This is a genomic window from Rhodanobacter sp. MP1X3 (assembly GCF_014207165.1).
Classification (GTDB): Bacteria; Pseudomonadota; Gammaproteobacteria; order Xanthomonadales; family Rhodanobacteraceae; genus Rhodanobacter.
The window spans coordinates 59,778-84,315 of record NZ_JACHCO010000010.1; the positions used below are offsets into that span (position 1 = coordinate 59,778).

Genomic DNA, 24,538 nt, shown 5'->3' on the forward strand with positions numbered 1-24,538 from the left:
TGCGCGATACCTGAATGGGCAGGGCGTACAGGTCGCATGCAGCCACCACTATGATGCTGAACGCTTTAATCTCGCTTAACGGCCGGCGGGAAACGCACCTCGACGGTAAGGCCACGTTTTTCGCCGAGCTGATACACCACTTCGGCGTGATGTCGTTCCGCAATGCGCTGAACAATCGCCAATCCCAGCCCGCTGCCCTCCTCGTTGCTGCCGGGCGCCCGGAAAAAACGCTCGCTCAGGCGCGGCAGCAGCTCCGGTGGAACGCCGGGACCGTCGTCTTCCACGCTTAATCTGGCGCCACCGTCCGGCGAGGGTTGCAGATTGACGGTGACGGTACTGCCGCGGCCGGCGTAGCGAATACTGTTGTCGATCAGATTGTCGAGCAGATCCTGCAAGCTGGCGACATCGCCGAGAATATACAGTGGCTGTCGTGAACCAGGCCCCTGATAACCCAGATCGACTCCAGCGCCGAGCGCCTCGTGCACTCGCAGCGACACGGCTTCGGGAATCAGTCGGGTCAGATCGAGCAGGGCGCGATCGACGGTGTCCACTGGCGATGCCTGCGCGCGGGTCAGTGCCAGCAATTGTGACGATGTGCGCGCAGCGCGCTGAGTCAGGCGACGGATGTGCGAAAGCGCATCGGCCATCGTCTCGGGCCGTGAATCGGCCAGCGCGCGATCGACGTGCAGGCTTAGTCCAGCCAGCGGCGTGCGCAACTGATGCGCGGCATCGGCGATAAAGCGATCGTGCAAGGCCAGCATGCTGCGCAGGCGTGCGAACAGCGCGTCGATCGTGCGGGTCAGCGGCAGAATTTCCTGCGGCACGTCGGCACCACCGATCGGCGTCAGCTCATGCGAGCGTCGGGCCAGACGTTCGGTCAGCGGGTTGAGCACACGCAGCCCGTGGTTGACACCGAACCAGACCAGCGACAGCAGGCTGAGGATCAGCAGCGTCTGCATCACGGTGGCCAACACCAGAATTTCGCGCGCCTGTTGATGGCGATCACGAAAAGTCTCGGCAACCGTGATGGTCAGCGTGTCACTGGGATCGTTTTGCGATGTCCTCTGGACCGTTGCCGCGCGTACGTCGTGGTTGTCCAGTCGTGTGTTGTACAGCATCGGGCTGGCATCCGGTGCCATGGTCTGGTCGGGCGGTTCCAGTCGTCCGCTACCGGCAAGCATGCCGCGCTTCGCGCTGCGGACGCTGAAATAATCACGGTTCTCAGGGTCGTATTCGAGCAGAAATTTCGCCTGCGGCGAAAGCTCGCTGCCAAGCGCATCGTTGCTGAGCATCGTTGCCAGGGTCAGCGCATCATCGCTGAGATCACGGTCGTGTACGCGATTGGCATACGACAACGCTACGCCGTAAGTCAGCATCGCATCGAGCAGCAACAGCGCCGCCATCGGGATCAGCAGAAAGATCAGCAGTCGACGGCGCAGGCTGGGCCGCAGCCGAACAATGCGCGGTGGGCTCATTCGGGATCGCCGTTGAATTCTTCAGCCTCTTCCAGCAGATAACCCAGCCCGCGGATCGTGCGCACGCCGGTGCCGCTGCCCTGCAGTTTGCGACGCAGGCGATGGATCGCGATGTCCAGGCCGTTATCGGTCAGCTCCTGATCCCAGTCGCAGAGCGCTTCGATCAGCTGTGCGCGGCTGGTGACTCGATCGGGGCGCAGTGCCAGCGCTTCGAGCAGGCCGAATTCACGAGCGGTAAGTTCCAATGCGGTGTCGTCGATCCATGCGCGATGTCCGGGCAGGTCCAGTCGCAAGCGGCCCAGCTGTAGCTCGGGTACGCCACGGCTGCTGGCCCGTCGCAGCAGGGCGCGAACGCGCGCTTCGAACTCGGACAGTGCGAAGGGCTTCACTAGATAATCGTCAGCGCCCAGATCGAGTACGCGAATGCGCTCTGGTAAACCATCGCGTGCGGTGACCACCAATACCGGCATGCCAGCGCCGCGACTACGCAGGCGCTTCAGCACCTCGGTGCCATCCAGCGCGGGCAGCCCAAGATCCAGCACCAGCAGGTCGTACTCGTGATCGCGCAGCGCGACATCGGCGAGACTGCCGCTGGCAACGTGATCTACCGCATGGCCGCCATGCCGCAGCGAGCCGCAGATGCCTTCGGCGATGGACGGATCATCCTCGGCGAGCAGGATGCGCATGATGAGTCCTTACGTTCGACAAGATGTGCAGAGCGGTTTCTTCACATCGAAGGCCGTTCGAGCATCCTGACTTTTCCATGGAGGGAAGAACAACGAATTCCCATTTTATCCCCCGTGAGATGAAGCGTATATGCGGCGGTCCGGCGTGCGATTTCGGGAGTCAGCTAAGGTGCGGTTTGATCCGTCACGCATCAGAGCATTGTTGATGCCGGGGTCGTTGCTGCCTTTCTGACCGTATTTGGTGTGATTTTCTTCGGATCACAACTTGCGGAGCTGACACAACGCCGCTGGCTGGAGGCTTGTCGTTCAACGGATTCAGCAACTCGTAACGCTCAGGCGGAAGCGCGGCTCAATGCAGCGCGCGGCGGGTAGTACGCGAAGACGTGGTTGTGACTGCCGTAGAAATCCATGTCGTCGATGTGTTCGCCGCCAAGACGTTCGGCGACACGATCGGATGCTTCGTTGCCGATACGAACCAGACTGATGACGCGCGGCACATGCAGTTGGCGCCAGGCGAAATCGAGTACGGCGTTGCCGGCTTCCGTGGCGTATCCGTGGTGGCGATGTCCGGGCTTCAGCATCCAGCCCAACTCCAGATCGGGCCAGCCTTCGGGATACATCAAGCCGGCGCGGCCGATGAATTCACCTGTAGCTTTGAGTTCCAGCGCCCACATGCCGCAGTCGCGCAGCTGCCAATGGCCGAGCAGCATGGCCAGCGAGCGCCAGGCATTGGTGCGGTCCAGTGGTTGACCGTCGCCGATCCAGCGCGTGCTTTCGGCATCGCCCAGCATCGTGGCGTAATCGTTGAAGTGCTGTTCCGTCAGCGCTGTCAGGCGCAGACGCGCCGTTTCTAGGATGGGGATATCAGACATCACGATCGGCGTTGGTGGTATCCAGCAATTCGGCCAACGCTCGCGTACTGCTGGCGAGGCTATCGGACCAGGACAAGCCGGTGATTATCTCACCTGTCAGCGAATCTGCAAAATCCTCGCTTTCGCCAGGTGGCAGCAAGTGCCGGTAGTCCACCGTTATTTCGGTGCCGGGCGGCAGATCGGCCAGCGCAAATACAAAGCCCAGATGCCACAACCCGTTGGGTGCGAAGCTGTGGTTGATATAGCACTCGTCCGGCCAGTCAGGCGAGAGGGTATAGCGGTCCTCAAACCACCGGGCGCTGGCGTGAAACTGGGCCTTGAGCTCCGGCGAAGTACTGATTTCGGCGTGCCGGAAGGTGCGGTCGATACCATCCGGCGCCGTGATGATGCGGCCCGCAGCCACGGTTTCATCGAGAAACAGCCCTTTGCCGGCGCCTTTGATGGCGGAGTCGGCAATGTGATAACGGGGAAGGATCATGGCGACGTGGCGGGACGAGTATGGCGGCGCGCGAGTGTACCTCAGGCGGGCGCGACCATAAGGTTGATGACAAGGTCGATCGCGCCCGCCTGGCCCCCACAGCATTGCTACGGAAGAAGGCTTCCGGATAATTATTCTTCGACGGCAGCCGCGGCCGCTTTTTTGCTCGCACGCCTGACTTTTTTGGCGGGTGCATCGGTCCTGGCGACGGCGGCGGCAGCTGTTCCGGGAGCCGCGTCGGTAAGCAGGATGGATGCGCGATTGCGTTCCAACGTGGCCTTGCCGATGCCTTTGACCTGGGCCAGATCGTCGGCGCTCTTGAACGGCCCGTTGGCATCACGCCAAGCCACGATGGCGTCCGCCTTCGATTGACCGATGCCATCGAGTGACTTGGCGATGGTGGAGGCGTCTGCCTTGTTGATATTGACCGGGCTGGCAGCGAAGGACAGCGCGGGAACGGCCAGAGCCAGCGCAAGGGCGATCCGTGCAGCGAGTTTGTGGAACATGGGTTTTCCTCCTGATCTTGATTTGAATGAGATGGCGGCGTCTGCAGGCCGCAATGAAAATGTGTCATGTGGCCATCGGCCGCGCAGTCGGTGTTGTCGCGGAGCCAGTGTGCGCAACGCGCGCCGATACGCGTGGGTACCGGCTGATGGCATGTCAGCGCAGGCGGTAGTAGGGGGTAAACGGCGCGTTACAATGTAAGAACCGATTTTCGCCGGAAGCTTGAAGATGGACATTGCACGCAAGATGGACACCGAACGCCTTTTCGATTTTGTCAGCGGTCTCTGGGACGCCGAAATCGTGCCGCAGCTGGTCGAGTACATTCGTATTCCCAACAAGTCGCCGATGTTCGACGCGAAATGGGCGGAGCACGGCTACATGGATGCGGCGGTCAAGCTGATGGAAGACTGGGCACGTTCCAAACTGAGCCAGTTGCCCGGTGCTACGCTCGAAGTGATCCGGCTTGAGGGCCGCACGCCGCTTATCTATATCGAAGTGCCGGGTGCCAGCGATGACACCGTCATGCTTTACGGCCACCTGGACAAGCAGCCGGAGATGACCGGTTGGGCCGACGATCTCGGCCCATGGAAGCCGGTGATCAAGGGCGACAAGCTTTACGGCCGCGGCGGTGCCGACGACGGTTACGCGATTTTCGGTTCACTGGCCGCATTGCTGGCGCTGCACGAGCAGGGCGTGCCGCACGCGCGCTGCGTCGTGATGATCGAGGCCTGTGAGGAATCAGGCAGCTACGATCTGCCTTACTACGTCGATCATCTGGCTCCGCGTATTGGTAACCCCTCACTCGTGGTCTGTCTCGACTCGGGTTGCGCCAACTACGACCAGCTATGGCTGACCACCTCGCTACGCGGCATGACCGGCGGCAACCTCACCGTGCAGGTGCTGGAAGAGGGCGTGCATTCGGGCGATGCCTCCGGCGTGGTGCCATCGAGTTTCCGGATTCTGCGCGAGCTGCTGTCGCGGCTGGAAGATCCGGTAACCGGCCAGATCAAGCCGAAGGAGCTTTACGTCGAGATTCCAGCGCAGCGGGTGGAGCAGGCCCGCGTATCGGCCGAGGTACTTGGCACGGATATCTACGATAAGTTCCCGTGGGTCGACGGCATGCAGCCGGTCACCAAGGATCTGGCCGAACTGGTACTCAACCGCACCTGGCGTCCGCAGCTTTCAGTGACTGGTGTGGGCGGCATGCCGCCGCTGGACAGCGCTGGCAACGTGCTGCGGCCGGAGACATCGGTAAAGCTGAGCGTGCGCGTGCCACCCACACTCAGCGGCGCCAAAGCCGGTGAGTTCATCAAGCAGCTGCTGGAGGCGGATCCACCCTACGGTGCCAAGGTCACTTTCAAGCTGGAGAAGGACGGCAGTGGCTGGAACGCACCGCAGCTGTCGCCGTGGTTGGAACAGGCGGTTGCCGACGCCTCACAGCATTATTTCGGTATGCCGGCGGCCTATATGGGCGAGGGCGGCAGCATCCCGTTCATGGGCATGCTGGGCGAGAAGTTCCCCAAGGCGCAGTTCCTGATTACGGGCGTGCTGGGTCCGCATTCCAACGCGCACGGCCCGAACGAGTTTTTGCATATTCCCACCGGCAAGAAGGTCACGATGGTGGTGGCCGAGGTCGTGGCCAGGCACTTCCAGGAAGGCAGCAAGGCGTGAGCTTCAGATTCCCGGCATGAGCATCGACACCGCTTATCTGGCCGCCAATTGGTTGCAAGTCCGTAGTCGTGTCGATCAGGCCTGCAGGGAAGCCGGGCGCGATCCCGCATCGGTAAATATTCTGCCGGTCAGCAAGACCTTCAGCCCCGAGCTGATCCGCGCAGCGGTGGGGCTGGGCTTGCACCGCTTTGGCGAAAACAAGGCGCAGGAAGTGCGTGAAAAATCTCCAGCCCTGGCCGACTGCGGCATCGACTGGGTGATGATCGGCCATTTGCAGACCAACAAGGCCAAGGATGTCGCCCGGCTGGCCAGCGAAGTGCAATCGCTGGACCGGCTCGAACTGGCCGAGGCGCTGCATCGGCGGCTTCAGCACGAAGGTCGGATCATCGACGTGCTGGTGCAGGTCAAGACCTCCGATGAGCCCAGCAAATACGGTCTGGCGCCCGACCAGCTGCCAGCGTTCCTCGAGACCCTGCGCGGCCTCGATACGCTGCGTGTGCGCGGTCTGATGACGCTGGCTGTGCAGTCCGACCAGGTGGATGAGGTGCGTCGCTGTTTCCGGGCGCTGCGCGAGCTGCGCGACCAGGCCACGGCACGGGGGCACGATTTGCCGAGGCTGTCGATGGGCATGAGCGGTGATTTCGCACTGGCTATTGCCGAAGGAGCGACCGAGGTACGAATCGGCTCGGCAATCTTTGGCGTGAGGCCCTATCCGGCGACCGTTTGACGTAATTAATGCGTAAAAGCTTTTCACCGGCGCCGGATCAGATGGCGTGTTCTTTCTTTTAAATAAGATAAAAATCAGTAATTTATCGAATATTTTGCCGTTTTTGTGCATTTCTGGAACGACAGAGTTTAGTTAACCCCAATCGAACATATGGCCGGCCGCTTCTTGCTAACTTCACACATCGATCACGTCGCCGACTACGAAAGCGATGGATTTTGTGTATCAAAGGGGGATAACCCGAATGCCGACCAAACGATTGACCCTAGCTGCTGCGCTCGTTTCCGTACTGCTCATGTCCGGTCCACTGCAAGCCAGCCCCAGCGCAGCCAACGACACTTCGGTCATCGCTTCAGTCACTCCCCAGCTCCTCAATCAGATGTCGGCTTTCAGCCCCGCCGCCATGCTCGCCCAGTCGGCAGCTCCGTCCTACGCCGACATCGCTGGTAGCAACGATAAGTCCGCTGCCGTCATTGCCAAGAACAGCGGCGCAGCTGACGAAGGCAACTCGGGTAAACAGAATTCGGCTATTGCCAATCTCCAGAATATTTCCGACGTGCGCAAGGCGCTGATCGGTCTGGCGATGAATCTGCGTGATATCCGCTACGTTCGCGGCGGCCGTGATCCTTCAACCGGTTTCGATTGCAGTGGTTTTGTGCGTTACGTGTTCGCCCATGCGATCGGCATGCAGTTGCCGACCAATTCCGCCTCGCAGTTTCTGTCCGGCCTCAAAGTAGCTCGTGCGGACATGAAGCCAGGTGACCTGGTGTTTTTCCGCACGCACGGCAAGCGCAATATCTCGCACGTCGGTATCTATATCTCGAACGGCCAGTTCATCCATTCGCCGACTACCGGTCAGAGCGTGCAGGTTTCCAGTCTCGATGAGGCTTACTGGGCCAAGCACTTCGCCGGTGCCAAGCGTCCGGAAGCGATTGCGATGGTGGATCGCCACGGCTGAGGCGGTTGCGCGCATCCAGCCATACAGAGAGCCGCCGCAAGGCGGCTTTTATATGGGCAACCCAGGCTTGGCGCCAGCGCTGGATGAACGAAAAAGCCTAGTAGTAGTCTGATCGCTGCCCTTGTTTCAGCGACAGTTGAGTACAACTACTGACAACGAGAACGCAGCGTCATGGCTGGGTTCGCCACATTCTTCGGAACACCTGCATGCCTACCGATGTACCTGTCGTCACGCGCAACCTGCTGATCGCCAATATTGTCGTGTTTGCATTGCAGTACCTGCTGCACGATTCGACCACCTTTGCGCTCACCGAGCACTTTGCGCTCTGGCCATGGGGGCCGGACGTCAGCGGGGCGCTGGGTGATGGTCAGAGCGTGACAGTGGGGTTCCAGCTCTGGCAGGTGGTGACCTACGCTTTCATGCATGGCGGATTCCAGCACATCTTTTTCAACATGTTTGCGCTGTACATGTTTGGCGGCACGATCGAACGTACGTTTGGCACGCGCAATTTCATCATTTACTACTTTGTGTGTGCGATCGTCGCTGCGCTGGCGCAGTTGATCGTGGTGCAGTGGTTCACCCATGGCTTCTATCCTACGGTAGGCGCCTCCGGTGCGATCTTTGGAGTCCTGCTTGCCTTCGGCATGTTGTATCCGCACGAAAAAATGATGCTGATGTTTTTGCCTATACCCATGCCGGCCTGGTTGTTCGTCACCGGCTATGCGGTGATCGAGCTGGTCATGGGCGTGACTGGCACGCAGGCAGGCGTCGCCCACTTCGCGCATCTGGGCGGCATGGTGGGCGGTTACGCACTGATCCAGTACTGGCGCGGCAAATTGCCGATCAAGCCGAAGCGTTTGCTGCTGCGCTAATCTTTAGAGCCTGTTCACGATCTCAACGTGGCCCGCGTTGTGCTGTAGCGCCCGTTCGGTGGTGGTGCGTGGCGCAGCGCCTGACTGGCTGTCAGGTCAAGCCGCGCGCCGCTGCCGGGCGGGCGCTACAGCTCAACCCTTCGGGCCGGGTCGGTTTGCCCCCATGCCAGCGTCATCACTCGGTCGTGTACCGACGTACACTCCCTCCCTCTTCCTTGGCCTGCGCGCGAACCGCTCCCGGCGCGGGCTACGTTGAGATCGTGAACAGGCTCTTAGCGCAACACCAGAAAGTCCGCGCTGACGACAAAGCGCACGGCATCCAGCCGCAACCGTGACAACGGTAGCGCGGCAAGCAGGGCGGTGCGCTCGTCGGCGACGGCGCTGATCTCCGCTTCGCTGATCGACGGATTCACCGCATGCAGGGCGAGCAGACGGGAGAGTTCGGCGTCCAGTGTGCTCGTAGCGAGCGCCAGCGCCTCGCCGATGCTGGTTTGCCCATAGGCTGCGGCCAGCGTCTCGGCGCGGCTCAGCATCGGTGGCACCAGCTTGTTGAGAAATTTGCGGTAGCGGGCTACTTCGATCGTGCGTGATGCTGCCCGCCGCAACGAGGCTTCGCTGGGCTGGAAATCGACCCGCTCGGCCAGCTTGGTATCCACCGTCACCACAATCGGCAGCGTGGGCAGGAAGCGCTCGGCATCCAGCTTGCGGTCCGCCACGCATTCGAGCACGTAGACCGCTTGCAGCAGCGCTGAGCGGGGCGACAGTTCGTCGTCGACCATGAAAGCCGCGTTGCCCTGTTCGCCGGACAACGCCAGATCCATCGCGCCGGCCACCAGCGGGTGGTCGAGCCGCAGCAACGGCAGGTCCTCGCGCGCCAGTGCGACTTCGCGCGCGAAGGTCACCGACTGCGGGCCTTCGGCAAAGCCGGGCAGGGCATCAGTGGACAGATATTGCGGATCGAGCAGCAGCACTTGGCTGCTCAGTTCCTCGGCGTGGATGCCAAAGGCCTCCAGCAGGCGTTGGATAAAACCGTCACGGCCCGGGTCGCGATCCTCGCGGGAAAACGCCTGCTGTAATTCGTCGGCGTGCAGGTCGCGGCTCGCGGCCAGTTCCAGCAGGTGATCGCGACCGGCGCGGATCAGTTCGGCCATTTGCTCGTGGCTGCTGCGCGTTTCGGCGAGCAGCACGTCAAGCTCCTGGTCGCGGTTGTCGTCGCCACGGGCATGTTCGTCCGCTAGCTGGGCTAGCGGCTCGCCATAGCGGCGAAGCAGCTCGCGGCCGTCGGCTGGGCTGATCCGGAACGCATCCACGCCTTCGTCGTACCAGCGCGCCAGCACATGCTGGGCGCTGTCGGCGACCACCAGAATATGGATCTGAATATCGTGTTGCTGGCCAATGCGGTCGAGTCGGCCGATGCGCTGTTCGAGCAGGTCGGGATCGAGCGGCAGATCCCACAAGATCAGATGATGCGCGAACTGGAAGTTTCGCCCTTCCGAACCGATTTCCGAACAAAGCAGCAATCGCGCGCCGTCGGGCTGCGCAAAGTACGCCGCATTGCGGTCGCGCTGGATGATGCCCAGGCCTTCGTGGAAACGGGCGACGCCGACGCCACTTTTGGTGCGTAGTGCTTCTTCCAGCGCCAGCACCTTCGCCTGGGTGCGACAGATCAGCAGGAACTTGTCCTGCGGATGTTTTTCCAGCAACGTGATCAGCGCATCAATGCGCGGATCGTTCGCGTAGTTCACCTCGATCAACACCGGCGGCTGCTGGATGTCCGCATGGAACTCGGCCAGCAGCGATTGGCGCGTGCTTTCCTCGACTGTGTCGGCATCGAGTACATGCCACTCGGGTACGCGGTTGGGGAAACCGCCGATGCCGGCGCGGCGATTGCGAAACATCGCGCGACCGGTGCCATGACGGTCGATCAGTGCGGCGAGCAGCTCGCGCGCGTGGGTCGGTTTGGTGGAGTCGTCCAGATAGGCAGTGAGCGTCTCGTCGCCGTGAAAGGCCTTGATCAAGGTATCGCGTTGCGCATCGTCCAATGCTTCAGCATCCAGCAATCGATCGGCAATGGCCGACAGCGCCTGATAGTCGTCCGCTTCCGCCAGATAGCCGTCCAGATCGTGATAGCGCTGCGGATCGAGCAGACGCAAGCGGGCGAAGTGACCGCTGCGGCCAAGCTGCTCCGGCGTCGCCGTGAGCAGAATCACGCCGGGAATGGCCGCAGCCAGTTTCTCGACCATCGCATAGCGAGGACTGGTTGCTTCCGGCGACCACGCCAGATGATGCGCCTCGTCGACCACCAGCAAATCCCATGGCGCGGCCAGCAACTGCGCCGCGTATTTCGGCGAATTTTCCAGAAAGCCAAAATCGGCGATGACCAGCTGCTCGTCTTCGAACGGATTGCCTTCGTCGCCGGCAGCATCCTCAGCGGAGGATTGCAGCGCTTCGCAGCGCTCCTCGTCGTAGATCGCAAAGCTGAGATTGAAGCGGCGCAGCAGTTCGACAAACCACTGGTACACCAGCGTGTCGGGTAACAGCAGCAACACGCGAGAGGCGCGACCGGTCGCAAGCTGGCGGGCGATGATCATGCCCGCTTCGATCGTCTTGCCCAGCCCCACTTCATCGGCCAGCAGCACGCGCGGTGGCCGGCGCGCGGCGGCGATACCAGCAACGCGAAGCTGATGCGGTACCAGCCCGATACGCGCTGCGCCCAGACCCCACGCCGGCGATCGTCGCGCTTCGGCTCGGCGCTGCAAACCTTCCAGCCTCAACTCGAACTGGGCAACGGAATCCGTGCGTCCACCGATCAGCCGATCATCGGCCTGGCTGACGCTCTGCTCGTCGTCGAGCTGGCCTTCTTCCAGCTCGCGACCTTCGCCGCGATAGATCAGCAGCTCGTCACGAATCTCGACGCGCTCCACCAGAAACGCGATGCCCTTGCCGGCAACGCGCTGGCCCGCACGGAATTCCGCGCGCAGCAGCGGTGCGGAATCGATCGCGTAGGGACGGAGGATGCCGGCCTTGGCAAACAGTACCTGCACACCGCGTCCTTCGACGCGTAAAACAGTGCCGAGCCCAAGCTCAGGTTCGGCAGAAGAGATCCAGCGTTGACCAGGTACGAACATTGCACAGCCGCTTAGCATCGAGGGTTGTCGATTATCCGCTCAACGCTTGTTGCTGCCTAGGCAAGGTGGGCCAACGTGATGATTTCGCCCAGGGCGTGGCACGTGGTGCCGTGGGTGGAAAGATCACTAGTTACCGCTCAGTTGAGTATCTCGCGCCAGTTAACACGCTGGAGTTGGGGCGTGGTGGTGGTTTGTTGCATCTTCGCCGTCTGGGGCAGGCCGCCGGTCTGGCCGTACAAGATTGTAAACGTGCCGCCAGGAAGCTGGACCACCGATGATCCGGTCGGTGCCGTCGTGGTAGTGATGTATGGCGTGAGAGTATTGGCAGGGTCCAGCAGTACTGACTGGCCGGCAAAGGTCGTGGCATAGATGCTGCCCAACAGGTCGCAGGGATTAGAGGAAGGGGTCAGTGTCGTCCAGGTGATGACGAAGACACCGGCGGCAGCATTGGGACTGATGACGATCCGTTCGGTACCGCCGTTCGTTCCGGCGGTGCCCGTCAGGTCGTAATACCAACCAAGGGAGCTGTCTGTAAGGTTCAGGCCTGTCAACAGGTTGGTGTTCGCAGTCAGCACGCTTCGCGTCAAAGGCAGTCCCGTCGTTGATGGCGTCACGCCCGTGCCATCCCGCAATGCATACATGGTCTGCTGCTGGGTGTTGCTGAGATCACTGGTATCGAGAAACTGGCCGGTGCCAACAAAAACCCACCGGAGCGTACCGAGCCCACTGGAATCGGTACTTAATTCGATGCGTGGCGCCGTGGTGATCGGTTGCGGGTTGCCGGCACTGTCTTTAAGTGTGGCCAACAGGGTCGGTGCCAGATAGGCGGGGGTCACATTTCCGGTCGCATCCTTTGCCGGCTCTGACAGATCGAAGCGCCATACATTGCCCAGCAGATCGCCTGCATAGACCTGCTCGATGGTGCCGTCGCTAACGTCCTGGGTGTAGCCGGTGGCCTGGGTGAGGCCGGCGGGACTGGTGGGTGTCCCTACGCCAGTGCTGATGGTCTGTATCAGTGCGCCGGTCGTCGCATTCAGTACATAGAGCTTGCCAAGGCCATCCTGGCCTGAGCCGGTGTTGTCGTAGCCTGTGGTCATCAACACGACCCAGCCGTACTTGCGGGTCTTCACGATCAACGGGGCGCCATAGCTGTAGCCCATGTCGGGATCGGTGAATTCCCAAAGTACCTTCTTAGCCTGGGATGCCTCGACAGTGGCACTGCTGGTGCTATCGACCGCTGCCGGAACCGTCGTGATATCGAGCGCATAGATGCCCATGCCACCGTGGCCAAGGCCGCCCACCAGGATCGTGTGCCATTTGGATGAACTGGCCGTAGTGGCAGGTGTGGTGGTGCCGTCGCCCGTCAGGGTGAAGTCGACATCGGCAACCTGCGGCGTCTGATCCACATAGAAGTGATGGTTGTAGTTGTTTGTGGAAACACCGTTGAGATTGGCGAGTGCGGGCAGTCCATTGATCAGTGGCGTGCTGGTCGGACCCGCGTAAACCAGGCTTGGCACATAGGCAAACAGTTCGCTACCACCGCCCGTCAACGGATTGCTCGTCGAAGTTTGGAAGTCGGCTTCAAACGCATGCAGCATGCCGTCGTTGGCGCCGACATACACCACCGGTTGGCGGTTCAGTACGCTCTTGGTGAATGCGGTATAGCCGGGGTTCGCACTTTCCGTGTAGGACGGTGACAAGGCGTTCTGTACCAGCACTGCCTGGGAATTCACGATATCGTCAAGGATGTGGCTGCGTGTGCGGTAGTAGGTTCCCTCATTGCTCTTGTCGCCGCGCAGGTAGTTGACGAGAGTGGTACCAGTGCCGCCAGTAGTTACGCTGTTCAGGGCCGTCTGTTCGGCAGTCGACAAACTGGTGCCGTAACGGAAGGGTGTGCCGGCTCCGGTTGGTACGCCGGCTACGGTTGTTCCATTCCACGTGATGATGCGGCGACCGGTGTTCCAGCCCACGATCGTTGCGGGTGTGCCGGAGGTGGTCTGTGTCAGGGTATCCAGCTGGATCTGCGCATCCCAGGTGCCACTGCCGCTGACTTGCGTGACGCTCCCACCTGCGACGGCCGAAGCCACATAGCCGTAGACATCGCCATTCCATGTCACCGGGGTGTACTGGGTGGTATAGATCGGAAAGCCGGCAGCTGGTGAATAGAACGGTGCCGTGGTGGCGCTGGCTGGAACATCGGTGAGTGCGCGTGTCGCTGTCACGGCTGGTGCCGAGGCGCTTTGGGACGTCGCGGAGACATTGCTGAAGATCTGCTGCAGTCCGGACTGGATCAGGGCGGGCTGGTTGCCGGGAAAATAATTGTCCGGTCGCAGATTCAAGGCTGCCGCCGTCGAAGTATTGGTATGCCAGGTGAGGATGTTCGCCGGGGTACCCTTGTTGCCGATGTCGTTAAAGCCGCCGTACTTGGCCGCCAGCCAGTACATGCTGGGGCCTGCGCCTCCCATCTTGGTTGGATTGTAGATCTCGTTGCCGGAGGTGCCGTCGTAGCTGCCTGGCTCCAGCACATCGACGACGTAGGTCGTTACCTTTGCATAGGGTGTGTTGTTCCCTTGGCTATCGGGCAGGCTATTCCGTAGATAGTTGGTATGGGCGTAGTAGGCCAAGCCTGCCATGTTGTAGGTAGCTGTCCCTGTATCGCTTACCTCGAATGTTGTACCCAACGCGGTAACACCCAGATATTGAGCCATGTTCTTCGATGCTGCCGTGGCGCCGTTTTTTTCGATCAGCGGCAGGTTGCCCAGTTGGGTGGTATAGCCGCCGGCATCCACCGTGGTAAGCCCTGGTACGGCGAGAGCCGTCAAAGCAGCGTGGCCGGAGGAGGCGGTGGGGCCACCGTTGGTTGGTACGCTTGTGTCGAAGTGGGTATGTACGTCGCCGATCGTGAGGATCGCATTGCTCTGGCAGCGATACTGAATCGGATCATTGACGGTCGGGGTTGCTGAGACACTAGCGGGGGTGCCGCTGAAGACCGGAAATGCGGTGTCCGTGCTGTTGCCTGAGCTGCCTGCGGTAAGGCCTGTGGTGTAGGTGAGGCTAAGCTGCTGCTGCATGTAGTAGGCCAACGTGGCCCAGTACAGTTCACTCACCGTATCGTTGGTTTCATACCCATTGGCATAACCGAACTGGTTCAGATAGTTGATGACGCCGCTATTGGTGAAAGCTGCGCCGCCGGGTGCTGTTCCGTAGATGGAATCGGATTGATCCGGGTTATTAGTGAAAATACCGGTGCTCGCACTCCACTCCGAGTAGGTGTTTACTGGACTGACCGTTGGTGTAAGCGTGCGTGCGCCATAACCGTTGTAAAGGGTGGGGCCATTGTCGCGAAGCAGGGCGCGTACTACACCATTGGGTTGAGACTGCCCGTTCAAGAATGCGTACGCGGTGGCTCCCACGCGAATCTTGGTGTAGTTCTGCTGGATCAGTCCTTCGGGTTTGGCGTAGACCCCAGCGCCGACATAATCGGTAGTGTTGTGGGCCGAATTGCAATTGCTTTCCAACCCGTACGGAGAAGTCGTAAACACGGTCTTGTTCACTACGCAAACCTGGACCGCCGCGTTGTAAGTGGCCGCTATATTATTAACTTTGGAATTGCCGCTTCCCGTTGATCCAGTACTGCTGAATGAGCTGTTGTTTGAAATGACGAAGGTCGTGCCCTGCGCGGCTGATTTCAAATACACACTGCCGAGCGACGAATAGTTGGCATCACCGATAACCGTTGACGCTGCGACATTTGATGTACTGCCAATGGTCTTGTTCGGGAAATTGCCCGTCGAGCTTTGCGAGTTGAGGTTTGAACGCAAAAGCACGGTGTTGGACGTGGTATCCACGATGCGATTGCCACCAGTAAGGGCCTGACGAAACTCATCGAGTGCCGTCATGGTGGCCCAATTCAGCATGTTGCCACTCCAGTGGGAGGTGGTTGTCGTGCCGGATGTTGTGGTGCAACTCCCGTTCTTGTTCACTGCCCCGACGGGTACAAAATATCCGGTGGTTGTGGTTCCGGTGTAGTCGTAGCATTTCGCAGGGTCGAAATACCCCAGAAAGGCGGTGGCGGCTGTGTAAGCGGTGTAGCCGGTGGCATTTGTATAAGCACCGACCGTACCCGTCGGATACTCCACCGACAGCGCCAGCATCAGATTCGCCGGTACGTTGGATGTGCTGTATACGGGGGTGTCGGCCAGTGTGGTTTGTGCCTGTACGTTGCCGCCGCCCATCAGCGTCAGCATGCACACCAGCAGCGCGCAGCCCAGGCCGGAGTAGCGAAGTGGACGAAAAGACTTGGACATGGCCGTTCCCGAAATACGAGTGATTAAGCTGTGGATGCGAACGTCCTGTTCGTGTCCATGGTTGGCAAGCTGGTTCTGATGCCAATACATGGATCACCCATGTAATGTCACCACCCCAATGGTTCCGTGCGCCTGTGACGGGATCGTGCAACCCGCCGCAAGCCTTATTCAGCGCAATATGGTCTGTACGTAACCGGTGGTGCCCTTGCTGCCGGTCACCTTTACGGTCAACCGAAATGCTGCATAGGCACCTGAAACGAACGGCGGTCCGTTGTCCTTGGACTGGTTGGAGACCGATCCACCCAGGATCGACGCGCCCGGCACGACGCATGTGGTGGGGCTGGCGGCACCGCCGGCTGGGCAAAGCCGTTCGACCACGTAGGTCACCGTGTTGTCGTTGTTACCCAGCGACGGCACCGTACCGATGTTGCCGGTGGTGCCGTTCACCAGTACGTTGGGTATATCACCATCCGGACGGGCTGTTGCCGTTTGAGGTTCAGCGTAATACCCGCTGGTGGCCAGGTCGCTATCGCTGGTCGGCTCGCCGAAGTTGATATTCTGAATGGCATCCACGTAAGCGCGCTCGGCCTCTTGCACAACGCCTTGCCTGAAGGTAAGACTGCCGGCAATGGTGTTGCTGGTGTCCACCGAACGCATCAGCGCCACCGCGGCCAATAATGTGACCACCAGTACGACGATCGCGATCAGGGTGGAGATCATGCCCCTCTGCTGGTGCGGTCCACCCCGGTATCCCATGCATGTGTTCTTCAGGCTCATGTTGACTTGACTCAGTACGTTTGGGTGACAAGCGCGTTGTGGATCGGGATGGTGGTGTCGTAGACCTTGTAGCGGAATTGCGTTTGCGTGGTGATGCTGTATTGCAATGTCGACGCGAGATCCGGGAAGAGTGTCAAGGTGGTTTTGCCAACATAATCGGTCGATCGCTCCGGCAACCGGCTTTGTGCCACAACGGCCACGCGGATCGCCTTGATCTGGGCTATGGCTGCTTGTGCCGCTGCAGTATTGGCAGTGAGTGCAGCGATACCCCACGTGGTACCGACGGGTTGCACCCAGTTGTCGACGACGAAGGCAGGCTCGCCAGAGGGTCCAGTCCCATCGTGGATGCCATACAGCGTCTTGAGCTGCACGATGCCATCGGCAATCGGAATCGTGCCCGCGCCACCATTCGTCGCCCGCTGCAGGAGATCAAACGACACCAGCGAGTTGGTGGCGGGATCGACACCGAACAGGGTGAATATGGGTGAGCGGCCCAGGTCAAATAGGTTGACCGCGTTTGTCAGTCCGGTGGACGGGCTGGTGGCGGTGTTCAGAGTGAGGGTGGTGGTCGTAGTGGGAATGGGATTAGGGGTGGCGGCGAGCTGGCCAATTGTGCAGCTGCCGTTTGGCATGGTGCCCAGCACGTAATCGCTCGCTAGAAAACCGAAGGAATTACCCACAACCACGGTGGTAGCGGTGGTGCTGGTGACGCCCACCTTGAATACCTGCTGCGCGGGGTTGCCGCTGATCACGCCGATCACGTCTGGAGTGGTGGCGCCGCCACCGGCGATCAGCACGGGGAACGCAAGCGTGGTAAGTGGCCAACCGGAGGTGGCGAACGGGGCAGGCAGGGAGGTTGCCGGTAGCAACGCTGTTGCCCCCGAGGCGGCATTGATCGCGCAGCCCAGGACACTATAGCGTGAGCCCTGCACCAACCCGGAGCCGGCGCTGCGAATTTGACGCTCCAGCGCATACAGTGAATAGCTGCCGTTCTGCTGCGCATCATCGCCGCTACTGGTGGTGCGTTTATGACCTTCATACACCGCGAAAGCCGCCATGATCGCCAGCGTGCAGATGATGCTGACCACGATGCCCACCATCAGCTCGATCAGCGAAAAACCCCGGCTGCGCGTGCGCACATCAAGGGCGCGCGGGCGCCCGTTGACGCTGCCGGTCTCAGTTGCCGATATCTGAAATGGATACATAACTATGGGGACCGGTGTCGTTAGGGGCTTGCCAGCTGACGGTGACCGTAACCTGGGATTCCGTGCCTCCCGAAGTCGCCGTCGGGATAGCCATGGGCACGATCACGATGGTGGGTGGGTTGGCTGTCACGCCGGGCAGGCAATTTGTCGAGGCGGCGGCGTTGGTGCAGTCGACGGTATTGGCCCACGTCGTATAACTTGCGCCAGCGGGGGTACTGGAGTAGACGGCCAGTTTGGTCGGGTCAGATGCCCACATCTGCGCGATGACCTGGTCGGCCAGCATGGCGGCATTGGTGCGGTATTTCGCATCGCCGGCGAGTTTGATGGCCGCTGACTGCAACGAGACCATGCCGATGATGCCGATCGAGAAGATCAGCACGGCGATCATGGCGTCGAGCAGGATGAAACCTTGCTGCGTTGATCGCCACGGAAAAGGACCACAGTTTTTGATGTGTGCGCTTTTCACGGGCACCCCTGCGGGCTATTGGCGCTGAAGGTGATTTGCGGGTCGCACATGTTCACCATGCCGCCGGCAGAGATTGTGGTGACGAGGGACCGGCTGTTAGCCTGTGCGCTCGCTTGCGCGGCGGTAACGTCGATGCGGATGATCGAGGTGTTGCCGTAGTCCGTTGGACGACCCAGTGCATTGAAGGTAATGCCACCGGGTACGCCGCCGGTCATGATGGATGAATAGTTGCCGGTGATGTCGGCTACGGCGGTCGCGGCACCTACCTGCAGATTGGTTGTGTCGCCAGTGTTGACGAAACTTTGCAGGGTGCTGCTGCTGCCAGCGGGGGGCAGCGGGCAGGTCGTCACGGTAGCCGCGCTGGCTGCGGAAGTCGGTAACAGGCAGACGGTCCACTCTGCCGCACCGGCGGTGTTGGCAAACAGATAAAACCTGACGTTGGTACCGCGCTGCGATGCCTCGTTGCGCGCGAGCCGAAGACCGTTCTGGATGGACTCGGTCGCGGTGCGGATACGCGTATTGAGCGTCCACTGCTGATAGGTGGGAATGCCGATCACGAGCAGTATTCCGAAAACCGTCAGGGTGACCATCAGCTCAATCAGGCTGAAGCCTCGTTGGTCCGCCGGCTTCATTGGCAGCTTCCGCCCGGACGGTCGACCCAACAAGTGGTCGCTGCGCCCCATCCGGCCGGTACGGTGGTGGTGGCCTGGGTGTTATTGTTGTCGATCGTGAAAGTGAAGCCTGCGGTCAGACCGCCAGTATTTCCGGTAGCCGTTGCCAAGTACGCTTGATACCCGGCAGTGGCACCAGTGCCACTGGCACTGCCGGTACAAGTGATTGCGAAGTATTTGAGGGTGCTGCTCGCCGGCGCGGGTGCGCCGCATGCAGTCGTACCGTAATTGCGGTTGTCCTGGTAATACTGCTCCATGCTTACCCGGTAAGCCGCGAGGTTGTTGTATGCCTCCGAGAGCTTGCTGCGGGTGATGTAGTTCTTGTAGACGGGAAGAGCGATGGCGGCGAGGATCGCAATGATTGCGACAACGATCATCAATTCGATCAGCGTGAATCCGGCTGCCGGCTCGCGATGTGTGTGCATCGAGTTCATGGATCGCCCCCGTCTGGTGTTGATGCTGACTGATTTTTCACCGGATGTTGTCCGATGAACCCCTGGTGCCCCGGTCGACCCACATGTGTAGTGGATCGCCGCCTCATTTTCACTTGCAGGCAAGACGATTTGAACTACCGTTTATCGGGGAAAAGTAGCCATTCGTCGCAGAAATCTTGATGACCTTCACAGATCAACATGCTTCGCATGTTTTTACGACCAGCGTCTGGCGAGATGTGCACAGGCATTTTTCAGCACAGCGGCAGTCACGAGTCTCTGCTCCGCATTATTCCGGTTGAACAGCAACGAGCGTCTGGCAGCACCGCTTTGTTCACTGTCGAGGCCGCGGGTGCAACCGGAAACAGGATGCGGTAGTTGCGGATCTCCGCGTCGCAATTGAACGGGTGCATCGAATTGTCGACGAGGTTAATGGATCGCGTGCCACGGCGGTTTGCTCCTGGCGATGCCGGAAAATACGGCATACTTCCCACATGCGTGACTCTCGCCCTGTCAGCGGCCCGCGCCGCTCTGCCGAACACGGTTCTTTGCCGGATTTCTGCAATTTGCCCATGATGTTCGCGCTGCTGGTGATCGCAACGCTTACCGCGACTACGATGTGGTTGGCATCGGACAGTCGACGAGATTGGAACAGTTACAGCATCGGCATTCTGTTCGCGACATGGCTGGCTCTGGTAATCGGGCTGGTGCTGTGCGCGTTGCGTTCGCTGCTGCAGCGACTGCCCGGAAAGATGCCTTATGTAGGAACGTGGCTGGTGATCATGCCGATCGTGGCCGGCGCCAGCATGGTGGCACACGAATTCAATGACGCTCTGCAGTTGCAATTGGTGCAGAGCAACTTGGGTATCTTTGTGCGCGACAACGTGGCGGTCGCGGCCTTGCTTGGCGCGGGGATGCTGCGCTACTTCTATGTGCTGGCGCAGTGGCAGGCACGGCTGGCGGCCGTCACGCAGGCGCAGGTCGAGGCGTTGCAAGCGCGCATCCGCCCGCACTTCCTGTTCAACAGCATGAACACGGTAGCTGCGTTGATCCGGATCGACCCGGCTGCGGCCGAGCGCACGGTGGAGGACCTGTCCGAGCTTTTCCGCGCCGCGCTCGGTCAGCACGACACCGGCGATGGCACGCTCGGTGACGAGTTGGCGCTGGTCGAGCGCTACCTCGCTATCGAACAGTTGCGTCTGGGGGCTCGTCTACACGTGAGGCGTGAACTGGATGACCTGCCTGCCGACTTTCCATTGCCACGCCTGCTGCTACAGCCGTTGGTGGAGAACGCGGTGCGCCATGGTGTTCAGCCGCTGCGCGAAGGCGGCGACGTGACCTTGCGTGGACAACGCGATGGAAAGGGAGTGCGTATCGAGATCTGCAATCCGCTGCCAGTGACACCGCCGGAGGCTGGCAACGGTCATGGTCTGGACAGCGTGCGGCAACGCGTTGCTTACCGATACGGGCCGCTGGCGAAAGTACAGGCCGGACCGCAGGGTGATCGCTTCGTGGTGCTGATGCAATTACCAGGGCCATCTTCGTGATGCACATGGGGATTGTCGTCAGCGACTAGTCAATATCGCGTGCATCTGGGTAGATGGTTGTGACGACCGACGCAGAGTTCGTCATGCGCGCCGCGTCGGACGTTTGAGTCTGGGGACGCAGAGACGGGTGGCACAGGTCTCGACCCATTGCCGCAGCAGGTTGTGGGTCGGCACGGGTCAGTTGCAGCCGCGCATCGGCATCGGTGCCGGACTGGGTTACGGTCTGGATTGAGCTATCGAGTTCGAACAGTAGGCGGTGGTGTCGCCGCGGATCAAGCTCTGCACCCAGAAGAACGAGGCGAAACGTGCGCCTCGCGTGCCGACGCATTGATCTCGAGGCCATGCACGCGTTGCTCGCCGATCGGGTCGTACTGGGTGGGGTTGGTAGGATCCTGCGCCAGCGGCTTGGTAACCGTGATGCGGTATAGCGCGCTGGTCAGAATCAAACGCTCGTCGAGCAGGCTCCACTTTGTGCCGATCTCGGCCGCGTGCGCCTTCTGAGGTTCGAGATCGGGATTGTCCCGGCTGTTGGCCGAGCTGCTGAAGGTGGGCGCATTGCCGCCCGGTGGCTCCCGCGACATGGCGAAATTGACGTAGATGCTCCCGTTGGCAGTCGGTTTGTACAACACCTCGAGCTTGTAGTTAGGCAGCTTGCCCGAGACGCGGGTGTCGGTGCTCGGCACGATGCTGCCGGCCTGCAACGTACCGCACGCGGTCGTGGTCTTATTGCCACACAGACCACCATGCTGGTGAAATCGGTGCTGTAGTGATCCAGCTGTGCGTCGGCATTGATCTACTAGTTCTGGCTGAACTTCAATGGTGTCGAGCAGATGGGCTGCTTCGGTATTGGTCTGGCTGCTGTCGAGGCACATGCAACGGGGTGCCGCTGGACAACCGGTTTATTGAAATCGGAAGAACGCTGTCCGGGTGGCAAGCTAAGGCTGGTCATACGTATACAAAGGTGGCGATGCCACCTCATATGTCAGTCCACATTCGCAGCAGGTTGTGATAACTGCCGGTGAGGCTGATGCGGGCGGCTTCATCGGCGCCGGTCGCGGTCAATCGCTGGATCGCGTTGTCCAGATCGAACAGTAGCGTGCGCTGGCCATCGTCGCGGACCATGCTTTGCACCCAGAAGAAACACGCCAGGCGCACACCCCGGCTAACCGGCGCGACACGGTGCAGGCTGCTGGCTGGGTAAAGCACCATGTCGCCAGCCACCAGCTTGATCGCCTGTGAGCCGTAGGTGTCCTCGATCAGTAGCTCACCACCGTCATAGCTGTCCGGCGGTGCGAGAAACAGCGTGGCGGAAAGATCGGTGCGGATTTTCGCGCCACTGCCGGGCATCAACCTGATCGATCCATCCACGTGATTGCCGAAGTGCATGCCGTTTTCGTAGCGGTTGAACATCGGCGGATAGACGCGGTTCGGCAATGCCGCGCTGATGAAGAGCGGCAGCCGTTCCAGCACACTAAGTACCATGCCGCCCAGTTCCGCTGACAGGGCTGACACTTCCGCAATCTGCAGATTCTGTTTGACGTGCACACCCTGATGGCCGGCCGTTACTCGGCCGTCCATCCACGGCGCGTCCGCAGCCGCCAGTTTTTTACGGAAATAGCTCAGCTGCTCGCTGTCGAGCACCGCCGGTACGTGCACCAGCATGGTCCGAGTGCTCCTTAGAACTTGTAAGTGTAGGTCACCATCGTGGTGCGTCCGATTGCCGGTACCGAACGTCCTCCATCGGATGCAATCAATGCATCGAAGTATTTCTTGTTGGTGAGGTTGAGTACGTTCAGGCGAATATCATAGCTGGGCTGATGATAGGCCAGCGTGCCATCCCAGCGCGTGTAGCCACCCACGCTCACAACGTTGGTGTTGGCCGCATAGCGTTGTGACATGTAAGACGGACCGCCACCGGCTTCCCAGTGACCGGCAAAGGCGTAGGTGGACCACAGCGTTGCCGTGTTGCGTGGGGTGTTGGCGGGGACATTGCCCTGCGTTCCATCCGCCGCCTTGAGGACCTTGGCGTTCATGTAGGTATAACCGGCGAACACCAGCCAGTGTTCGTTGATGTGGCCACTGGCACCCACTTCTCCACCACGGATGCGGATGTTGCCGTCGAGCACGTACTCGCCGGTGGAGGTCTGGGTGCGCGCGTTGGTCTGCTCGACATCGAACAGGGCGGAGGTGAGCTGTAGCGTGTCCTGAACAAGATTCCACTTGCCGCCGATCTCATACGAGCGGTTTTTTTCCGGCGCCAGATCCTGGGTGCCGTTGGTGACGGTGAGGGTTTCCAGTGAAGGATCGAACGACGTGCCATACGACGCGTAGTACGACTGGGTCTCGCTGGGCTGGAAGATCAGTCCGGTACGCACACTGGTGAAGTACACCGTCTGGGTCGCGTACGAAGGCAGCGATATCGAGTTGGTGATGTCTGCCTTGAAGCGATCGCGGCGCAAGCCGGCGACGAGGGTCCACTGATCGCTCAGCTTGGCCGTGTCGTTGACGTATACAGCAGCGGTGTCGGCGGTGGAGTCGGCGCGGTTGCCAATCGTCGTGGTGACATTCGAAGGGGTCGCTTCTTCCACAGGATTCACCAGTGACAGCAGCGGCAGCCCATTGCGCGTGGTGGCCTGATTGTCATAAGTCTCGTGAGCCAGTTCCACACCACTGACCAGGGTGTTCTGGACGCTGCCGATATTGAACTTGGTGACCAAGTCGGTCTGGCTGTCGAGGATCCTGTCGTGAATGACGCGGTCGTGGCTGGCCAGTTGCACGTACAGATCCTGCAGTGGGAGCGTGGTTGGATTGCCAGCCGTCTTGTTCAACGTCACTCCATTGGCTGTCACTACGCTGTTAGCCGCGGTCTCGCGCGCATTGGTCGTGTACTCGCTGTAATTCAGCTGACTGCGCAAGCTGACATCGGATGAAAAGCTGTGCTTCAGGCGCGCATTGAAACTGTTGACGTCCTGGTTGGTGCGGTCGTCGGTCAGGCCGTAGAAATTGTCGTGGCTTACATTCGCCGGCCGGCCGTTGATTGGCGGAAAACCATAGTCGGGCATGTCATGGTTACGTTGCAGCAAGGCCGACAGGGTGATTTCAGTGGGTGTGCCGATGCCGAAACGAAATGACGGCGCAAAGCCGTAGTCCTGATTGGACAACACGTCGCGGGTGGAGTGGATATCCTGGCCAAAAACGTTCAGCCGCATGGCGGACGTGTCGGAAAGTGGCTGGTTGAAATCGGCGCTCGTCCGGTAGTGGTCGTCTGTTCCGACGGTGGCGGACACCTGCCCGAAGGCCTTGAGCTCAGGCTCCTTGCTTACCTGATTGATCACGCCGCCCGTCGATCCTCGACCAAACAGCATCGAGGAGGGACCTTTGAGTACTTCAATGGCGGACAGATCGAAGGTGTCACGGTAGTACTGGCCTGAGTCGCGAAAGCCGTCCAGATAGATATCGGTGCGCGCCGAGAAGCCATGCAGGTTGATGTTGTTGCCGATCTGGCCGCCTTCGGCACCACCGATTGTGATGCCGGGTACGTTGCGTAACGCGTCCTGGAACGACGTTGCACCTTGCGCATCCATCAGATCCCGGTTGACCACCACTACCGACTGCGGGATATCCCTCAGCGCCATCGGAATCTTGGCACCAACGCTTGAGCTGTCGGCATCGTAATCACTGCCGATGACGCTGCCTGTAACCTTGACCGTACTCAACGTTTTTGTGGATGTTGACTCTTTTTGCGACGGGTTATTCGCAGTGTCCT

Annotated in this window: 20 protein-coding genes; 5 read left to right on the forward strand and 15 right to left on the reverse strand. The window is 60.4% G+C overall.

The features are described 5' to 3' along the window. Nucleotides 1–65 precede the first annotated feature (65 nt). From HDE79_RS20690 to HDE79_RS20710, 5 genes are all read right to left on the reverse strand, one after another. Complete coding sequence (locus HDE79_RS20690) at nucleotides 66–1,475, reverse strand: sensor histidine kinase (RefSeq protein ID WP_184604958.1); 1,410 nt, start codon at nucleotides 1,473–1,475, stop codon at nucleotides 66–68. Continuing rightward, nucleotides 1,472–2,161, reverse strand: a complete 690-nt coding sequence (locus HDE79_RS20695; RefSeq protein ID WP_184604960.1) for a response regulator — start codon at nucleotides 2,159–2,161, stop codon at nucleotides 1,472–1,474. Before HDE79_RS20695 ends, HDE79_RS20690 begins: the two co-directional genes overlap by 4 nt. A gap of 332 nt (nucleotides 2,162–2,493) precedes the next feature. Further along, entirely contained in the window at nucleotides 2,494–3,033 is a 540-nt protein-coding gene (locus HDE79_RS20700) for a GNAT family N-acetyltransferase (RefSeq protein ID WP_184604962.1), read from the reverse strand. Next, on the reverse strand, nucleotides 3,026–3,511 hold the full coding sequence (locus HDE79_RS20705; RefSeq protein ID WP_184604964.1) for an SET domain-containing protein: 486 nt from the start codon (nucleotides 3,509–3,511) through the stop codon (nucleotides 3,026–3,028). Before HDE79_RS20705 ends, HDE79_RS20700 begins: the two co-directional genes overlap by 8 nt. A gap of 131 nt (nucleotides 3,512–3,642) precedes the next feature. Beyond that, nucleotides 3,643–4,017: a helix-hairpin-helix domain-containing protein gene (locus HDE79_RS20710; protein ID WP_184604969.1), complete on the reverse strand. Its 375-nt coding sequence runs from the start codon at nucleotides 4,015–4,017 to the stop codon at nucleotides 3,643–3,645. A gap of 244 nt (nucleotides 4,018–4,261) precedes the next feature. Between HDE79_RS20710 and HDE79_RS20715 the strand changes: the two genes are divergently transcribed. The 4 genes from HDE79_RS20715 (at nucleotide 4,262) to HDE79_RS20730 (ending at nucleotide 8,240) form a co-directional block, all read left to right on the forward strand. Next, on the forward strand, nucleotides 4,262–5,686 hold the full coding sequence (locus HDE79_RS20715) for a M20 family metallopeptidase (protein ID WP_184605074.1): 1,425 nt from the start codon (nucleotides 4,262–4,264) through the stop codon (nucleotides 5,684–5,686). Between the two features lie 16 nt (nucleotides 5,687–5,702). Next, a complete protein-coding gene (locus HDE79_RS20720) occupies nucleotides 5,703–6,413 on the forward strand; it encodes a YggS family pyridoxal phosphate-dependent enzyme (protein ID WP_184604971.1) in 711 nt (236 codons plus the stop codon). 241 nt (nucleotides 6,414–6,654) lie between these two features. Next, nucleotides 6,655–7,368: a C40 family peptidase gene (locus HDE79_RS20725; RefSeq protein ID WP_184604972.1), complete on the forward strand. Its 714-nt coding sequence runs from the start codon at nucleotides 6,655–6,657 to the stop codon at nucleotides 7,366–7,368. Nucleotides 7,369–7,574: 206 nt separating this feature from the next. Then, a complete protein-coding gene (locus HDE79_RS20730; RefSeq protein ID WP_184604974.1) occupies nucleotides 7,575–8,240 on the forward strand; it encodes a rhomboid family intramembrane serine protease in 666 nt (221 codons plus the stop codon). A gap of 272 nt (nucleotides 8,241–8,512) precedes the next feature. Here HDE79_RS20730 and rapA read toward each other — a convergent pair whose 3' ends face one another. The 7 genes from rapA to HDE79_RS20765 form a co-directional block, all read right to left on the reverse strand. Then, a complete protein-coding gene (gene rapA / locus HDE79_RS20735; RefSeq protein WP_184604976.1) occupies nucleotides 8,513–11,368 on the reverse strand; it encodes an RNA polymerase-associated protein RapA in 2,856 nt (951 codons plus the stop codon). 137 nt (nucleotides 11,369–11,505) lie between these two features. Beyond that, entirely contained in the window at nucleotides 11,506–15,675 is a 4,170-nt protein-coding gene (locus HDE79_RS20740; protein ID WP_184604978.1) for a PilC/PilY family type IV pilus protein, read from the reverse strand. Between the two features lie 168 nt (nucleotides 15,676–15,843). Beyond that, on the reverse strand, nucleotides 15,844–16,395 hold the full coding sequence (locus HDE79_RS20745) for a hypothetical protein (RefSeq protein WP_184604980.1): 552 nt from the start codon (nucleotides 16,393–16,395) through the stop codon (nucleotides 15,844–15,846). Between the two features lie 68 nt (nucleotides 16,396–16,463). Further along, nucleotides 16,464–17,591 (reverse strand): PilW family protein, encoded by a 1,128-nt coding sequence (locus HDE79_RS22285; RefSeq protein ID WP_184604982.1) that lies wholly within the window; start codon nucleotides 17,589–17,591, stop codon nucleotides 16,464–16,466. Between the two features lie 37 nt (nucleotides 17,592–17,628). After that, nucleotides 17,629–18,045, reverse strand: a complete 417-nt coding sequence (locus tag HDE79_RS20755; protein ID WP_184604984.1) for a hypothetical protein — start codon at nucleotides 18,043–18,045, stop codon at nucleotides 17,629–17,631. Nucleotides 18,046–18,119: 74 nt separating this feature from the next. Next, on the reverse strand, nucleotides 18,120–18,755 hold the full coding sequence (locus HDE79_RS20760) for a prepilin-type N-terminal cleavage/methylation domain-containing protein (protein ID WP_184604986.1): 636 nt from the start codon (nucleotides 18,753–18,755) through the stop codon (nucleotides 18,120–18,122). After that, on the reverse strand, nucleotides 18,752–19,219 hold the full coding sequence (locus HDE79_RS20765) for a prepilin-type N-terminal cleavage/methylation domain-containing protein (RefSeq protein ID WP_184605075.1): 468 nt from the start codon (nucleotides 19,217–19,219) through the stop codon (nucleotides 18,752–18,754). The genes HDE79_RS20760 and HDE79_RS20765 overlap by 4 nt, the downstream gene beginning before the upstream one ends. Nucleotides 19,220–19,719: 500 nt before the next feature. Here HDE79_RS20765 and HDE79_RS20770 point away from each other — a divergent pair, with 500 nt between their 5' ends. Then, complete coding sequence (locus HDE79_RS20770; RefSeq protein WP_184604988.1) at nucleotides 19,720–20,772, forward strand: histidine kinase; 1,053 nt, start codon at nucleotides 19,720–19,722, stop codon at nucleotides 20,770–20,772. A gap of 272 nt (nucleotides 20,773–21,044) precedes the next feature. Here HDE79_RS20770 and HDE79_RS20780 read toward each other — a convergent pair whose 3' ends face one another. From HDE79_RS20780 to HDE79_RS20790, 3 genes are all read right to left on the reverse strand, one after another. After that, nucleotides 21,045–21,644 carry a TonB-dependent receptor gene (locus HDE79_RS20780; protein WP_184604992.1) on the reverse strand — a complete coding sequence of 200 codons (600 nt, stop codon included), beginning with the start codon at nucleotides 21,642–21,644 and terminating at the stop codon, nucleotides 21,045–21,047. 103 nt (nucleotides 21,645–21,747) lie between these two features. Further along, entirely contained in the window at nucleotides 21,748–22,434 is a 687-nt protein-coding gene (locus HDE79_RS20785; RefSeq protein WP_184604993.1) for a Fe2+-dependent dioxygenase, read from the reverse strand. A 14-nt stretch (nucleotides 22,435–22,448) separates the two neighbouring features. Beyond that, nucleotides 22,449–24,488 carry a TonB-dependent siderophore receptor gene (locus HDE79_RS20790; RefSeq protein ID WP_221440302.1) on the reverse strand — a complete coding sequence of 680 codons (2,040 nt, stop codon included), beginning with the start codon at nucleotides 24,486–24,488 and terminating at the stop codon, nucleotides 22,449–22,451. Nucleotides 24,489–24,538: the final 50 nt, after the last annotated feature.

Coding starts and splice junctions, on each gene's coding strand:
- HDE79_RS20690 (WP_184604958.1), bottom strand. CDS start 1,475: ATGAGCCCACCGCGCATTGTTCGGCTGCGGCCCAGCCTGCGCCGTCGA.
- HDE79_RS20695 (WP_184604960.1), bottom strand. CDS start 2,161: ATGCGCATCCTGCTCGCCGAGGATGATCCGTCCATCGCCGAAGGCATC.
- HDE79_RS20700 (WP_184604962.1), bottom strand. CDS start 3,033: ATGTCTGATATCCCCATCCTAGAAACGGCGCGTCTGCGCCTGACAGCG.
- HDE79_RS20705 (WP_184604964.1), bottom strand. CDS start 3,511: ATGATCCTTCCCCGTTATCACATTGCCGACTCCGCCATCAAAGGCGCC.
- HDE79_RS20710 (WP_184604969.1), bottom strand. CDS start 4,017: ATGTTCCACAAACTCGCTGCACGGATCGCCCTTGCGCTGGCTCTGGCC.
- HDE79_RS20715 (WP_184605074.1), top strand. CDS start 4,262: ATGGACACCGAACGCCTTTTCGATTTTGTCAGCGGTCTCTGGGACGCC.
- HDE79_RS20720 (WP_184604971.1), top strand. CDS start 5,703: ATGAGCATCGACACCGCTTATCTGGCCGCCAATTGGTTGCAAGTCCGT.
- HDE79_RS20725 (WP_184604972.1), top strand. CDS start 6,655: ATGCCGACCAAACGATTGACCCTAGCTGCTGCGCTCGTTTCCGTACTG.
- HDE79_RS20730 (WP_184604974.1), top strand. CDS start 7,575: ATGCCTACCGATGTACCTGTCGTCACGCGCAACCTGCTGATCGCCAAT.
- rapA (WP_184604976.1), bottom strand. CDS start 11,368: ATGTTCGTACCTGGTCAACGCTGGATCTCTTCTGCCGAACCTGAGCTT.
- HDE79_RS20740 (WP_184604978.1), bottom strand. CDS start 15,675: ATGTCCAAGTCTTTTCGTCCACTTCGCTACTCCGGCCTGGGCTGCGCG.
- HDE79_RS20745 (WP_184604980.1), bottom strand. CDS start 16,395: ATGATCTCCACCCTGATCGCGATCGTCGTACTGGTGGTCACATTATTG.
- HDE79_RS20755 (WP_184604984.1), bottom strand. CDS start 18,045: ATGATCGCCGTGCTGATCTTCTCGATCGGCATCATCGGCATGGTCTCG.
- HDE79_RS20760 (WP_184604986.1), bottom strand. CDS start 18,755: ATGAAGCCGGCGGACCAACGAGGCTTCAGCCTGATTGAGCTGATGGTC.
- HDE79_RS20765 (WP_184605075.1), bottom strand. CDS start 19,219: ATGCACACACATCGCGAGCCGGCAGCCGGATTCACGCTGATCGAATTG.
- HDE79_RS20770 (WP_184604988.1), top strand. CDS start 19,720: ATGCGTGACTCTCGCCCTGTCAGCGGCCCGCGCCGCTCTGCCGAACAC.
- HDE79_RS20780 (WP_184604992.1), bottom strand. CDS start 21,644: ATGTGCCTCGACAGCAGCCAGACCAATACCGAAGCAGCCCATCTGCTC.
- HDE79_RS20785 (WP_184604993.1), bottom strand. CDS start 22,434: ATGCTGGTGCACGTACCGGCGGTGCTCGACAGCGAGCAGCTGAGCTAT.